Raw genomic sequence first — 597 nt, 5'->3', positions numbered from 1 at the left:
TTTTGGGTTGTATGGTTAAGTGACTAAGCGTACACGGTGGATGCCTTGGCAGTTGGAGGCGATGAAGGACGTACTAACTTGCGATAAGCCTAGTTGAGCCAGTAAGAGGCGCTTGAGACTAGGATTTCCGAATGGGGAAACCCGGCCCTTTGGGTCATCATGCAGTGAATACATAGCTGTATGAAGCGAACGCGGAGAACTGAAACATCTAAGTACCCGTAGGAAAAGAAATCAACCGAGATTCCGAAAGTAGCGGCGAGCGAAATCGGATTAGCCCTTAAGCTTTAATGTAGTTAGTGGAACATTCTGGAAAGTATGACGATACAGGGTGACAGTCCCGTACACGACAACTTATTTAAAGTGAAATCGAGTAGGTCGGAGCACGTGAAACTTTGACTGAATATGGGGGGACCATCCTCCAAGGCTAAATACTCCCAACTGACCGATAGTGAACCAGTACCGTGAGGGAAAGGCGAAAAGAACCCCTGTGAGGGGAGTGAAATAGAACCTGAAACCGTGTACGTACAAGCAGTAGGAGCCCTTCGAGGGTGACTGCGTACCTTTTGTATAATGGGTCAGCGACTTATATTCTGTAGC

At 47.6% G+C, this 597-nt stretch carries 1 rRNA gene; it reads left to right on the top strand.

Annotation, left to right across the window (positions count from 1 at the left end):
- Nucleotides 1-13 precede the first annotated feature (13 nt).
- Nucleotides 14-597, top strand: a 23S ribosomal RNA gene (locus PRUB_RS00030); the annotation flags it as partial.

The sequence above is a fragment of the Pseudoalteromonas rubra genome (genome assembly GCF_000238295.3).
In the GTDB taxonomy this organism is placed as follows: Bacteria; Pseudomonadota; Gammaproteobacteria; order Enterobacterales; family Alteromonadaceae; genus Pseudoalteromonas; species Pseudoalteromonas rubra.
This window is presented reverse-complemented; position numbering and strand designations above follow the sequence as displayed.